The sequence below is a fragment of the Amycolatopsis sp. DSM 110486 genome (assembly GCF_019468465.1).
Taxonomy (GTDB): Bacteria; Actinomycetota; Actinomycetes; order Mycobacteriales; family Pseudonocardiaceae; genus Amycolatopsis.
The window spans coordinates 5,711,294-5,723,734 of sequence record NZ_CP080519.1 but is presented as its reverse complement, the minus strand read 5'-3'; the positions used below and the strand labels follow the sequence as shown (position 1 = coordinate 5,723,734).

Here is a 12,441-nt window from a genome sequence, read left to right as displayed (position 1 = left end):
GCCCACCTTACGACCGTCGGCGGTCGAAAGGTGGGCCTCATGGACATCAGGCTCCGACAGCAGCCGTCAGGGCACGGCCCGTGAGCACCCGCGCGAGGTGCTGCCGGTACTCGACGTCGGAGTTGCCGTCCGCTGCCGGGTTCGTGCCGTCGGCGGCGTGCGCGGCGGCCGCGCGGATCACGTCGGCGTTCGCCGAAGCGCCCACCAACGCTTGCTCCACGGCGACGGCCCGCACAGGCGTCGAGCCCATGTTCGTGAGCGCCACGCGGGCCTCCTCGATCACACCGCCCTCGGTGCGGACGGTGGCCGCGACGGCGACCATCGACCACGCCTGCGCCACCCGGTTGAACTTCTCGTAGTGCGCGCGCCAACCCGTGTGCTTGGGCAGCCGCACCTCGACGAGCAGCTCGTCGGGCGCCAGCGCGGTGGTGAAGAAGTCCTGGAAGAACTCCGCCGCGCCGAGCGTGCGCCGCCCGTTGGGCCCGGCGATCACCAGCGAGGCGTCGAGCGCGAGCACCGGAGCCAGCAGATCGCCCGCCGGGTCGGCGTGCGCGATGGAGCCGCCGAACGTGCCCCGGTGGCGCACCTGCGGGTCGGCCACGGTGTCGGTCGCCGCCTTGATCAGGGCAGCGTGCTCGGCGACCAAAGCGTCGCGCTGCACGTCGTAGTGCGTGGTCATCGCGCCGATCACGAGGGCTTCGCCGTCCTCGCGCACACCGCGCAGCTCGGCGATCTTGCCGAGGTCCACGATCGTGCTCGGCGCGGCGAGGCGCATCCGCAGCACCGGCAGCAGGCTCTGCCCGCCCGCCAGCACCTTGGCGTCCTCGCCCGCCGCCGCGAGCGCCTGCACGGCTTCGTCGACACTGGACGGAGCCACGTACTCGAACGGGGCCGGGATCACTGGGCACCTCCGGAGGTGTCGATCGAACCGAGGCCGCCACCGGCCTCCGAGCCGGCTCCCCCGGCGTCCGTGGTTCCGTGCTGGACGGCGTGCCACACGCGCATCGGCGTCAGCGGCATCTCGATGTCGTTCACGCCGAAGTGGCGCACGGCGTCGATCACCGCGTTGACCACCGCCGGCGTCGAGGCGATCGTGCCCGCCTCGCCGACGCCCTTGGCGCCCAACGGGTTCGTGGTCGACGGCGTTTCGGTCCGCGCCGTCGTGAACGAGGGCAGGTCGGCCGCCGACGGCAGCAGGTAGTCGGCGAACGTGCCTGTGGTGAGCGTGCCGCTCTCGTCGTGCACGGCCTCCTCGAACAGCGCCTGCGCAATGCCCTGCGCGAGCCCGCCGTGCACCTGGCCTTCGACGATCAGCGGGTTCACCGCCACACCGACGTCGTCCACGCACACGTACGAGCGCAGCTTGATGCTGCCCGTCTCCGTGTCCACTTCGGCCGCGCACAGGTGCGTGCCGTGCGGGAACGAGAAGTTCTCCGGGTCGAACGTGGCGTCGGAGTCGAGTGACGGCTCGATCCCATCCGGCAGGTCGTGCGCGGCGAACACAGCGAGCGCGACGTCCTGCAGCGTCGTCGACGAGTCCGTGCCCTTCACGGTGAACTTGCCACCCGCGAACTCGAGGTCGTCCTCGGCGCACTCGAGCATGTGCGCGGCGATCGGCTTGGCCTTCGCGATCACCTTCTCGGCGGCCTTGATGACGGCGACGCCGCCGACCACCAGCGAACGCGAGCCGTAGGTGTCCATGCCCTTGTGCGAGGACTGCGTGTCGCCGTGCAGGATCTCGACATCCTCGAACGGGACGCCCAGCTGGTCGGCCACGATCTGGCTCCACGCCGTCTCGTGCCCCTGGCCGTGCGCGGAGGCGCCGCTGGTGACCTCGACCTTGCCGGTCGGCAGCATGCGCATCGACGCGTACTCCCAGCCACCGGCCCCGTAGTCCAGCGAGCCGAGCACCCGCGACGGCGCGAGGCCGCACATCTCCGTGAACGTGGAGATGCCGATGCCGAGCTGCACCGGGTCGTTCGATTCACGTCGCTGCGCCTGCTCGCGCCGCAGGCCGTCGTAGTCGAAGAGCTCCTTGGCCTTCGCGGTGGCCGCCTCGTAGTTGCCCGAGTCGTAGGTCAGCCCGGCCACCGTGGTGAACGGGAACTCCTCGTGCTTGATCCAGTTCTTCTCGCGCAGCTCCATCGGGTCCATGCCGAGCTCGTCGGCGAGCTCGTCCATGATCCGCTCGACCCCGAACGTCGCCTCCGGCCGCCCGGCACCACGGTAGGCGTCGGTGATCGTCGTGGTGGTGAACACGTTCGTGCAGGCGAAGTGGTACGCCGGGAACTTGTAGATGGCGTTGAACATGAACGCGCCGAGGATCGGCACCCCGGGACCGACGAGTCCGTTGTAGGCGCCCATGTCGGCAAGCAGTTCGACCTTGAGCCCCGTGACAGTGCCGTCGGCGTTGGCGGAGATCGTGATGTCCTGGATCTGGTCGCGGCCGTGATGTGCGGTGACCATCGTCTCGGACCGGGACTCGTTCCACTTCACCGGCTTGCCGAGTTTCTGCGCGATCAGCACGGTCATCATCTCTTCCGGCAGCACACCGATCTTGCCGCCGAAACCGCCGCCGACGTCGGGGGCGATCACACGCAATTTGTGCTCCGGGATGCCCAGCGTCAGCGCCGTCATCACCCGCAGAATGTGCGGGATCTGCGTAGCCGACCACATCGTGAGCTGCGCGCCCGTCGGGTCGACCACGCACGCGCGCGGCTCCATGAACGCCGGTACCAGCCGCTGCTGGCGGAAGCGGCGCTTGACCACGATCTCCGACGACGAGATGGCGTCCTCGACGCTGCCGCCGGTACCCGCTTCACCCGAGTCGAAGACCCAGAACGCGTTCTTGTTGGTGCCGAGGTCCTCGTGCACGAGCGGCGCGCCCTCGGCGAGCGCGGCCTCCATGTCGAGGACCACGGGCAGCTCGTCGTACTCGACGTCGATCGCTTCGAGCGCGTCGTGAGCTTCGGCCGCGGAGCGCGCGACCACCACCGCGATGCCTTCACCGGCGAAGTTGACCTGGCCGTCCGCCAGGACCGGCCGGCGCGGCGCCTTCATGTCCGGCGTGATCGGCCACGCGCACGGCATGCCGATCGAGCCGTCCGGGTCCAGGTCCTTCGCGGTGTAGACCGCGACGACGCCGGGTGAGTCCTTGGCCGCCGAAACGTCCAGGGACACGATCTTCGCGTGCGCCATCGGGCTGCGCAGCACGGCGAGGTGCAGCATGCCCGGCAGCACGATGTTGTCGGTCCAGCGCGTGCGGCCGGTGATCAGCCGCTCGTCTTCCTTGCGGAGACGGGATTTTCCGACTTCCGGCTCAATGGTCGCGGTCATCACTCACCACCCACGCCGACGTGCTTGATCTGCTCGGCCTCGGGTCCGGCGCCCGGGCTCATGTGGTGCGCGGCGTCGCGCACTGCGCGCACGATGTTCTGGTACCCGGTGCAGCGGCAGAGATTTCCTTCGAGGCCTTCGCGCACGGCCTTCTCGTCGGGGTCGGGGTTGTCGGCCAGCAGGTCGATCGACGCCATGATCATGCCGGGCGTGCAGAACCCGCACTGCAGGGCGTGGTTGTCGCGGAACGCCTTCTGCACGGGGTGGAGCTGCCCGTCGCGGGCGAGCCCTTCGACGGTGGTGACCTCGCTGCCGTCGGCCTGGACGGCGAGCACGGAGCAGGACTTCACGCTATGACCGTCGAGGTGGACGGTGCACGCGCCGCAGTTGCTCGTGTCGCAGCCGACGACCGTGCCCACCTTCCCGACGCGTTCCCGCAGGTAATGGACAAGAAGTGTGCGGGGCTCCACCTCATCGGTGTACTTCGTGCCGTCGACGGTGACGGTGATGCGCATCAAAGGCCTCCAAGAGCAAATGCCCGCCTGACCCGGGTGGGGCCGGCGGGCCGGTTCGGGAACGGCCAAGGTCGATCGTGATCGGCCTCACAGGCGAGCCTGCTACTCCTCTCGCGCGCGGACAAGTCCTGATGTCGTACATCCGGGCCGTGCTCCCGCATCTGCACGCTTATGCGCAGGGCCATTCCGCAAATGCGGACCTCCGTTAGAGTGATTTTTCCACCCGGCGGCAAAACTCACCCAAGTCTCAGATGGACGGTCGCGACATGGTCGACTTCTGCCTGGGCAAGGGGATTTCCGGTCATTCGCCCACTGCGCGTCGAGTCGCTTGAGAATTGCTCGTGATTCACCGCAAATTCGGGTCCACAGTGGATTTTTTACTGCAGATGCGGATTTTACAGGCTATTGTCTCCGCAGGTGCGGGCTCATGAGAAAGTCCCGCACACCGTGGCGTGCGGGACTTTCTGAAAAACGCTCAGTTGTGGATCCGGCCGGACAGAGCGGCCAATCGTCGTCCGGTTCCGCTCCAGCGCAGCGAAATGATCTCCGCCGCGATCGACACGGCGGTCTCCTCGGGCGTGCGCGCACCCAGGTCCAGGCCGATCGGCGACGAGAGCCGCTCCAGCTCCGGCTCGGTGATGCCGGCTTCGCGCAGCCGGGAGAACCGGTCGTCGTGGGTCTTGCGCGAGCCCATGGCGCCGACGTAGCCGACGTCGAGCCGCAGCGCGATCTCCAGCAGCGGCACGTCGAACTTCGGGTCGTGCGTGAGCACGGCGATCGCGGTGCGGCTGTCGATGCGGCCGGCCTCGGCCTCGGCGGCGAGGTAGCGGTGGGGCCAGTCGACCACGACCTCGTGCGCGTCGGGGAAGCGGCTGCTGGTGGCGAACACGGGCCGCGCGTCGCACACCGTGACCTGGTAGCCGAGGTAGGCGCCCATGCGCGCCATGGCGGCGGCGAAGTCGATGGCGCCGAACACGAGCAGCCGCGGCGGCGGTTCGAACGAGTTCACGAACACCGCCATGCCCTCGCCGCGACGCTGGCCATCCGGCCCGTAGCGCAGGGTGCCGGTGCGGCCGCTGGCCAGCAGGCCGCGCGCGTCGTCGGCCACTGCGTCGTCCATGCGCGAAGAGCCGAGCGAACCCTCGACGCGGTCCGGCCACACGATCATGCGCTCGCCGACCAGGCCGGGCGTCTCGTGCTCGACGATCGTGACAATGGCCACGGGCTCGCCGCTGCGCACCGAGGCCACGACCTGGTCCAGCTCCGGCATCGACTCGCGGTCGAGGTGCTCCACGTAGATGTCGATGATCCCGCCGCAGGTCAGGCCCACGGCGAAGGCGTCGTCGTCGGTCACGCCGTAGCGCTGCAGCACGGGCTTGCGGTCGGTGACCACGTCCTGGGCCAGCTCGTACACGGCACCCTCGACGCACCCGCCGGACACGCTGCCGGCCACGGTGCCGTCCGGCGCCACCACCATCGACGCACCCGGTGACCGCGGCGCCGACGAGAACGTGGCCACCACCGTGCCCAGGCCCACCGTCTCGCCCGCCAGCCAGCGGCGGTACACGTCGTCCAGTACGTCACGCATCGGCAATCTCCCCGAGCAATCGTTCCAACGTCGCCAGGCTGTGCCCGGCCAGCAACCGGTCGATGTGGGGCAAGGCGGCCACGATGCCCGACTGGACCGGAGCGTACCCTTCCCGCCCCGCGTGCGGATTAACCCAGAATACGGCGTGCGCGAGCCGGCGCAGCCTGCCGAGCTGCTCGGACAGCAGCATCACGTCGCCGCGTTCCCAGCCGTCGGAGAACACGGTGACCACGGAGCGGCGCGCGATGCCGCGCTGACCCCAGCGGTCGAGGAACACCCGAAGCGTCTCGCCGAGGCGCGTGCCACCGGCGAAATCGGGCACCGCGTTGCCGGCGGCGAGCATGGCCTGCTCCGGGTCGCGCTGCCGCAGCTGGCGCGACACCCGCGTCATGCGCGTGCCGAGGGTGAAGACTTCGACGCTGGCCGGCGCGGACCTGGTGAGCACGTGGGCGAAGCGCAGTAACGCGTCGGCGTAGGGGCTCATCGAACCGGAGACGTCGATGAGCAGCACCGTTTTCCGCGGGCGAGTACCGCGGCGGCTGTGGATGAGGCGGATGGGTTCGCCGCCGTCGGCGAGCATGGCGCGCAGCGTGCGGGCGGGGTCCAGCCGGCCGCGGTGGGCGGGGCGGCGGCGCGCCGCCCGACGTTGCGGCGGAACCGGTTTGAGGGTGGCCAGGAGCTCGCGCAGGTGCTCGCGCTCGGCCTTGGTGAGCTCGGCGAGGTCGCGGTGGCGCAACACTTCGTGGTCACTGGCGGCGACTTTGAGACTGTCGGGCTCTTCGTCGCTTTCGCCGCTGCCGCCGGTGTCGGAGGTCAGCGGCGCGATGCGGGCGCGCTTCTGCGCGGGGGCGGCCTGGGTGCCGCGGCGGGTCTCGTCGCCGTCGAACCAGCGGGCGAACGCTTCTTCGTAGCGCGGCAGGTCGTCGGGATCGGAGCACAGCGTGAGCCGGCCGGCCCAGTACAGCTGCGTGGGCTCCGCGATGTCCACCTCCGCGACGGCCGCCAGGTACGCCTGCACGCGGCGCGCATCGCACGCCACGCCCGCCTCTCGCAGGGCCGCCGCGAACCCGGCAAACCCGGCCAGCGGATCGGCGACCTCGGTGTCCATGCCCCCATTGTGCAACGGTTTCGCCCGCGGCGGGATTTCGCCTGCCACGCGCGGGCGCGCACGCCGCCCCTCCCCCGGGACGACGCGCGCGCTCGGCGGCTCCGCGCAGCGACCGCCCAAGGTAGCGGGAGGGCGGGCGCACGGAGGCTTGGGGAAAGATCGAGAGCTTCGGGTGCTGGTGGTTCTGGGGTGCGGTTACGCGCTTCAATGCCGCGGTTGGCGCGGTCGGCGTGGGGCAGGGCCGTTTCGGTGCCGGAGTTCGGTGCCGGGGTATCAGTACCGGTCGGCTGCCAGGTCAGAGCACGGGGAAGACCGCGGCTGCGCGATCGATCTCGGTCATCCGCACGGTCTTCCTCCTCTCGGCTGCTTCTGTCGCGGTGATGGGAAAAGCATGACTCGCGGGTAGTGGTCCGGTCAACGCAATTAACCTGGGGTCCACAGTGGACTGATCGGGCAAGTGCTGCACCACGTTCCCGGAACGGTGGTGCCACAGATAGCTGCTCCTCGCCTCGCGCGAGCACCACCGCGCGGCGCCACTTAACGTGGCAGGCGGCCCCGGCACTGTTCGAGCGCCGCGCCAGCGCAGTCGACGTTCGGGCGGGGCAGAACAACAACGCCGCCCTCGCGGAACAGCGCTAACCGCTTCGCGCGGCATCACCAGGTGGCGCCACCCAACGCGGCAGGCGGCGCCGGCGCTGTTCGAGCGCTGCGCCGAGGCAGTCGGCACGGGGTGCGGCAGGAAAATCGCCGGCCTTGCGCCGTGCGGGGGTCACCGCCGCCGCGCACCGCCTGGCGGGCGGCGTGTGGAGGTGACCGTGCGCGAGCCGGCATCGCCGCCGCCGAGCACCCCGGCGAGCGGGCAGGCGGGCGGGCGGTGTCAGGAGAAGAGCGTGTCCAGTTTGGCGCGCACGCGGTCCATGTCCTCGCTGTACTTGAGGACCGCGCCGAGGGTGCGGGCCGCGGTGGCGGCGTCGAGCTCGTCGCGGTCGAGGGCGAGGAGGGCGCGGGCCCAGTCGAGGGATTCGGCGACGCCCGGGGGTTTGAGCAGGTCCATGGCGCGGAGGCGGTGGACGGCGTCGGCGACCTGGCGGGCGAGGGTTTCGCCGATGCCGGGGATGCGGCGACGCAGGATGGTGATCTCGCGGGCGAGGTCGGGGTGCTCGAGCCAGTGGTAGAGGCAGCGGCGCTTGAGGGCGTCGTGGACCTCGCGCGTGCGGTTGGAGGTGAGCACGACGAGCGGCGGCTGCTCGGCGCGGACCTCGCCGTACTCGGGGATCGTGACGGTGTAGTCGTCGAGCAGCTGCAGCAGGAACGCTTCGAACTCGTCGTCGGCGCGGTCGATCTCGTCGACGAGCAGCACGCACGGCGCGGTGGTCAGGGCCTGCAGCAGCGGGCGCGCGAGCAGGAACCGCTCGGTGTAGAGCGAGCGCTCGGCCGTCTCGGCGTCGAGGCGGCCCCCGTCGGAGGCTTCGAGGGCGCGCAGGTGCAGGAGCTGGCGGGGGAAGTCCCATTCGTACAGGGCCTGCGCGGCGTCGATGCCCTCGTGGCACTGCAAGCGCACGAGCGGCAGGTCGAGCGCGGCGGAGAGCGCCAGCGCCAGCGACGTCTTGCCCGTCCCGGGTTCGCCTTCGCAGAACAACGGGCGGCGCAGGCGCAGGGCGAGGAACCCGGCTGTCGCCAGTCCCTCGTCGGCGAGGTACCCGGTGGCGTCGAGCGCGGCGGTGAGCTCTTCGGGCGAGGCGAGGGACTCGGTCACGCTCCCGATCGTAGGGCTCCCAGCCGCGGTTGCGCCGGTCATCCCGCCGTCTTCGGGGTCCGCCCCAGGTCAGCGGGCCGGTCGACGTCCTGGCCGCTGCCCAGATCCCCGCACTCGACGAGCACGACGTCCTCCCGGCCCCGCAGCCAGTCCCGCGCCCCGCGGTCCCCCTGCGCCGACTCGGCAACCTCGCCCCACCACCGTCGCCCGAAAAGCACGGGATGTCCGGGTACGCCGTCGTAGGCGGCCCTGGCGACCGCCGTCGGCGAAGCTTTCGCGACCACGCGCGCCAACGCCGCCGCCGGCACCCACGGCAGGTCCACCAGGTGCACGAGCACCGCCACGGGCGCACTGTCGGCACCATCCGGGAACTGCCCGGCGAGCGCCGCCAGCCCCGCCTTCAGCGACGCACCCATGCCGCCTTCCCAGCGTTCGGCGTAGACCGCCTGGCTCGGGTCGGGCAGCAGCTTCATCACGTCCTCCGCCGCCGCCCCCACCGCCACCCGCACCGGGCCGCAGCCGGCCTCAGTCAACGTCCGCAACGCCCGCCGCACCAACGGCTCCCCGTCCAGCTCGACCAGCGCCTTCGGCCCACCGAACCGCCGCCCCGCCCCGGCAGCGAGCAGCAGCCCGGCCACGCGCGGAGCCGTACTGGTTCGTCGTTCGGCCGGCGCGGCCTCCGGGTCGCCGCTCGCAGCAATCGAGGCTGCCGGGGCACTTCCCGCAGAGTCGGCCTGCTTGTGGGCAGCGGCACTCGGCCGGCCGAGAGGAGAGTCGGTCGGTGCGGCATTGGGAGCGGTGGTGAGCGGGTCAGCCACGGACGGCCTGCGCGGGGCTCGAGCCGGCGAGGTCGGCGGCGATGGCGTGGGCCGTGTCGAGCAGGGGTGGCACCAGGTCTTCGCGGACGGAGTGGGCGGGGGTGCGGCTGGCGTGCGTGGAGATGTTCACGGCGGCGACCGCGCGGCCCTGGCGGTTGCGGATCGGCGCGGCGACCGAGCGCAGGCCCTCCTCGAGCTCCTGGTCGACCATGGCCCAGCCCTGCTCGGCGACCTGCGCGAGCTCGGCCTCGAGGGCGGCGCGGTCGGTGAGGGTGTGGGACGTGAGGCGGTCGAGGTCGGTGATCACGAAGTACGCCTCGAGCTCCGCCGCCGACATGTCGGCGAGCAGCACGTGGCCCATGGACGTGGCGTAGGCGGGGAACCGCGTGCCGACGTTGATGCTCACCGTCATGATGCGTGAAACCGCCACGCGCGCGATGTAGACGATGTCCGGCGGCTCCAGCACCGACACGGAGCTGGATTCCCGCACCAGCGCGGAAAGCCTCTCCAGGTGCGGCTGCGCGACCTCCGAAAGCGACAGGCTCGACAGGTACGCGTACCCCAGATCGAGCACGCGCGCGGTCAGTGAGAAGTACTTGCCGTCGGTGCGGACGTAGCCGAGATCCACGAGCGTGAGCAGGAACCGGCGAGCGGCGGCGCGCGTGAGGCCCGTGATGCGCGCGACGTCGCTGAGCGTCGGGTGCGGTGCCTGGGCGCTGAAGGCCTTGATCACCGCCAGCCCGCGCTCCAGCGACTGCACGTGGTGCGCGCCGCGTTCGGCCGGTTCGTCGGAGTCCATGCGGCGAACCCTATCCGGCGTCGGGGACCTGCGCGGTGGGCTCGCCCAGTTCGGCCAGCGTGCGCTGGGCGATGCCCATCGCGGTGTTCGCCGCGGGCACGCCGGCATACACGCCGGTGTGCATCAGGACCTCACGGATCTCCGCGGCGGTGAGGCCGTTGCGGACGGCCGCGCGCACGTGCATGGCCAGCTCGTCGTGGCAGTGCAACGCGGTGAGCGTGGCCAGCGTGATGCAGCTGCGCGTCTTGCGGTCCAAGCCGTCGCGCGTCCAGATCGAGCCCCACGCCGCCTCGGTGATGTACTCCTGGAACGGCTTGCTGAACTCCGTGGTCCGGGCCACCGACCCGTCCACGTGCTCGTCGCCCAGCACCTCGCGGCGCACCTTCATGCCCGCGTCGTAACGCTCGCCCGGAACGTCGACCATCACGCTGCCTCCGTGATCTGCTCGAGGATCAGCCGCGTGAACTCCGCGGGCTGCTCGTAGTTGCCCAGGTGCGCGGCCGAGGCGACGACCTCGAACCGCGCGCCCGGAATGCCTTCCGCGATGAGCTTGCCGTGCGGGTCGGGCGGTGTCGCGGGATCGTCGGCGCCGGAGATCACCAGCGTCGGCGTGGTGATCTTCGGCAGGTCGGCCAGCTGGTCCATCCGCTCGATCACGCCGCAGCAGGCCGCGTACCCCTCGTCCGGGCAGTCGGTCATCATCCCGCGCAGGAACGCCATCTCGTCCGGGTGCGACTGCGCGTACGCCGGCGTGACCCAGCGCCCCACGCCGGCCTCGGCGATGGCGCGGGTGCCCTCGGCCCGCACCAGCTTCGCGCGGTCCGCCCACCCCTGCGGCGGGCCGAGCTTCGCCGACGTGCAGCACAACGTCAGGCTCCGCAGCCGCTCGGCCGCGTGCACACCCAGCCACATCCCGGTCATCCCGCCGAGCGAAAGCCCGACGAGGTGCGCCCGCTCCACGCCCAGGTCGTCCAGCAGCGCCAGCACGTCACCGCCCAGATCGGCCAGGTCGTACGGGCCGTCCGGCACGGGCGAAGCTCCGTGGCCGCGCGTGTCGTACCGCACGACCCGATAGCCGCGCTCGACGAGCGGCGCCACCTGCGGCTCCCACATGCGGTGGTCGCTGCCGATCGAGTTGGAGAACACCACCACCGGGCCGTCGCCGCGACCCTCGACGACCCGGTTTACCGCCACGCCGCTCACGCCTGTACCTCCAAAGTGGACAGTGAACCGATCAGAGCGCGAAGAAGACCGTCTCACCCTCGCCCTGCAGCCGCACGTCGAAGCGGTAACCGTCTTCGGTCTTCTTCGCCACGAGCGTGTTCCGGCGCTCGGCCGGCACGCTCGCCAGCACCGCGTCGCCCGAGTTGTCCTGGTCTTCGAAGTAGATCCGCGTGACGACCCGGTTGAGCAGCCCGCGCGCGAACACCGACACGTCGATGTGACGAGCCTGCTCGCCCTGTTCACCGGGCAGGACACCCGGCAGCAGCGTGAGGACGCGGTACTCGCCGTTCTTGTCGGTGGGGCACCGGCCGAACGCGCGGAAGCCCGACTCGCTGCGGCCCCGCGGGTCGTCCGGGTGGTCGAACCCGCCCTTCGGGTCGGCCTGCCAGGTCTCGATCATGGCGTCGGGCACGACCTCGCCCGCGCCGTCGGTGACGGTGCCGCGGATCCAGAACGCGCCTGGGGTGCCCTCGGGCACCACGAACGGCCCGTCTTCCCACGGCAACCCGATCGACAGGTACGGGCCGACGGTCTGCGACGGCGTCGTGAGCAGCTCGCCCATCAGTCCTCGTCCTCCTCGTCCTCGAACACCGACTGCTCACTGCCGCGCACGACGATGTCGAAGTCGTACGCCAGCGCCCACTCCGGCACCGTGCGCTCCAGGTTGAAGTGCGAGACCATCCGCTGCCGCGCCTTCTCGTCGGGGATCGAGTTGAAGATCGGATCCTGCGAGAACAGCGGGTCTTCCGGGAAGTACATCTGCGTGACCAGCCGCTGCGTGAACGCCGAGCCGAACACGGAGAAGTGGATGTGCGCGGGGCGCCAGGCGTTGTCGTGGTTCTTCCACGGGTACGCACCGGGCTTGATGGTGGTGAACTCGTAGCGGCCGTCGCCGTCGGTCAGCGCCCGGCCGAGCCCGGAGAAGTTCGGGTCGATCGGCGACGGCCAGCGGTCGCCGGTGTGGCGGTAGCGCCCACCCGCGTTGGCCTGCCAGATCTCGACCAGCGAGTTGCGGATCGGGCGGCCGTCGCCGTCGAGCAGCCGGCCGGTGACGATGATGCGCTGGCCCTGAGGCTCGCCGTCGTGCTGGCGGGTGAGGTCGTTGTCGAGCTCGCCGAGGCGGCCCGGGCCGAGCAGCGGCCCGGTGACCTCGGTGAGCATCTGCGGGAGCAGCACGAGCGGCTGCGACGGGTGGCGCAGCTTCGTGGAGCCGTACCCCGCGAAGTCCAGCGGAGCGTTCGTCCCCTCCGGCTCCCGCGGGTAGCGGGGCAGGCGGAGATCGGTGGGAGCGGCCACA

At 71.0% G+C, this 12,441-nt stretch carries 12 protein-coding genes; all 12 read right to left on the bottom strand.

Features of this window, described 5'->3' with window-relative positions:
• Window positions 1-46 precede the first annotated feature (46 nt).
• The gene (locus K1T34_RS27800; RefSeq protein WP_220237728.1) at window positions 47-901 is read right to left on the bottom strand and encodes a xanthine dehydrogenase family protein subunit M; all 855 of its coding nucleotides are present in this window, start codon (window positions 899-901) and stop codon (window positions 47-49) included.
• Window positions 898-3,336 (bottom strand): xanthine dehydrogenase family protein molybdopterin-binding subunit, encoded by a 2,439-nt coding sequence (locus K1T34_RS27795; RefSeq protein ID WP_220237727.1) that lies wholly within the window; start codon window positions 3,334-3,336, stop codon window positions 898-900. Before K1T34_RS27795 ends, K1T34_RS27800 begins: the two co-directional genes overlap by 4 nt.
• Complete coding sequence (locus K1T34_RS27790) at window positions 3,336-3,851, bottom strand: (2Fe-2S)-binding protein (protein WP_220237726.1); 516 nt, start codon at window positions 3,849-3,851, stop codon at window positions 3,336-3,338. Before K1T34_RS27790 ends, K1T34_RS27795 begins: the two co-directional genes overlap by 1 nt.
• 475 nt (window positions 3,852-4,326) lie before the next feature.
• Complete coding sequence (locus K1T34_RS27785) at window positions 4,327-5,439, bottom strand: XdhC/CoxI family protein (protein ID WP_220237725.1); 1,113 nt, start codon at window positions 5,437-5,439, stop codon at window positions 4,327-4,329.
• Window positions 5,432-6,547 (bottom strand): VWA domain-containing protein, encoded by a 1,116-nt coding sequence (locus tag K1T34_RS27780; protein ID WP_220237724.1) that lies wholly within the window; start codon window positions 6,545-6,547, stop codon window positions 5,432-5,434. Before K1T34_RS27780 ends, K1T34_RS27785 begins: the two co-directional genes overlap by 8 nt.
• Window positions 6,548-7,424: 877 nt before the next feature.
• A complete protein-coding gene (locus K1T34_RS27775) occupies window positions 7,425-8,345 on the bottom strand; it encodes a MoxR family ATPase (RefSeq protein WP_220237723.1) in 921 nt (306 codons plus the stop codon).
• Window positions 8,342-8,941: an NTP transferase domain-containing protein gene (locus K1T34_RS27770; RefSeq protein ID WP_220237722.1), complete on the bottom strand. Its 600-nt coding sequence runs from the start codon at window positions 8,939-8,941 to the stop codon at window positions 8,342-8,344. The genes K1T34_RS27775 and K1T34_RS27770 overlap by 4 nt, the downstream gene beginning before the upstream one ends.
• Before the next feature lie 172 nt (window positions 8,942-9,113).
• The gene (locus K1T34_RS27765; protein WP_220237721.1) at window positions 9,114-9,920 is read right to left on the bottom strand and encodes an IclR family transcriptional regulator C-terminal domain-containing protein; all 807 of its coding nucleotides are present in this window, start codon (window positions 9,918-9,920) and stop codon (window positions 9,114-9,116) included.
• Window positions 9,921-9,930: 10 nt separating this feature from the next.
• Window positions 9,931-10,344, bottom strand: coding sequence for a 4-carboxymuconolactone decarboxylase (pcaC, locus tag K1T34_RS27760; protein WP_220237720.1), 414 nt, complete (start codon window positions 10,342-10,344; stop codon window positions 9,931-9,933).
• Window positions 10,344-11,123, bottom strand: coding sequence for a 3-oxoadipate enol-lactonase (pcaD, locus tag K1T34_RS27755; protein ID WP_220237719.1), 780 nt, complete (start codon window positions 11,121-11,123; stop codon window positions 10,344-10,346). The genes pcaC and pcaD overlap by 1 nt, the downstream gene beginning before the upstream one ends.
• Window positions 11,124-11,154: 31 nt before the next feature.
• Window positions 11,155-11,706 carry a protocatechuate 3,4-dioxygenase subunit alpha gene (pcaG, locus tag K1T34_RS27750; protein ID WP_220237718.1) on the bottom strand — a complete coding sequence of 184 codons (552 nt, stop codon included), beginning with the start codon at window positions 11,704-11,706 and terminating at the stop codon, window positions 11,155-11,157.
• Window positions 11,706-12,440 (bottom strand): protocatechuate 3,4-dioxygenase subunit beta, encoded by a 735-nt coding sequence (gene pcaH / locus K1T34_RS27745; protein ID WP_220237717.1) that lies wholly within the window; start codon window positions 12,438-12,440, stop codon window positions 11,706-11,708. Before pcaH ends, pcaG begins: the two co-directional genes overlap by 1 nt.
• Window position 12,441 lies beyond the last annotated feature (1 nt).

What these genes read in the sequence shown, in the direction of transcription:
- K1T34_RS27795 (WP_220237727.1), bottom strand. Translation starts at nt 3,336, where the DNA reads ATGACCGCGACCATTGAGCCGGAAGTCGGAAAATCCCGTCTCCGCAAG.
- K1T34_RS27790 (WP_220237726.1), bottom strand. Translation starts at nt 3,851, where the DNA reads ATGCGCATCACCGTCACCGTCGACGGCACGAAGTACACCGATGAGGTG.
- K1T34_RS27785 (WP_220237725.1), bottom strand. Translation starts at nt 5,439, where the DNA reads ATGCGTGACGTACTGGACGACGTGTACCGCCGCTGGCTGGCGGGCGAG.
- K1T34_RS27780 (WP_220237724.1), bottom strand. Translation starts at nt 6,547, where the DNA reads ATGGACACCGAGGTCGCCGATCCGCTGGCCGGGTTTGCCGGGTTCGCG.
- K1T34_RS27775 (WP_220237723.1), bottom strand. Translation starts at nt 8,345, where the DNA reads ATGACCGGCGCAACCGCGGCTGGGAGCCCTACGATCGGGAGCGTGACC.
- K1T34_RS27765 (WP_220237721.1), bottom strand. Translation starts at nt 9,920, where the DNA reads ATGGACTCCGACGAACCGGCCGAACGCGGCGCGCACCACGTGCAGTCG.
- pcaC (WP_220237720.1), bottom strand. Translation starts at nt 10,344, where the DNA reads ATGGTCGACGTTCCGGGCGAGCGTTACGACGCGGGCATGAAGGTGCGC.
- pcaG (WP_220237718.1), bottom strand. Translation starts at nt 11,706, where the DNA reads ATGGGCGAGCTGCTCACGACGCCGTCGCAGACCGTCGGCCCGTACCTG.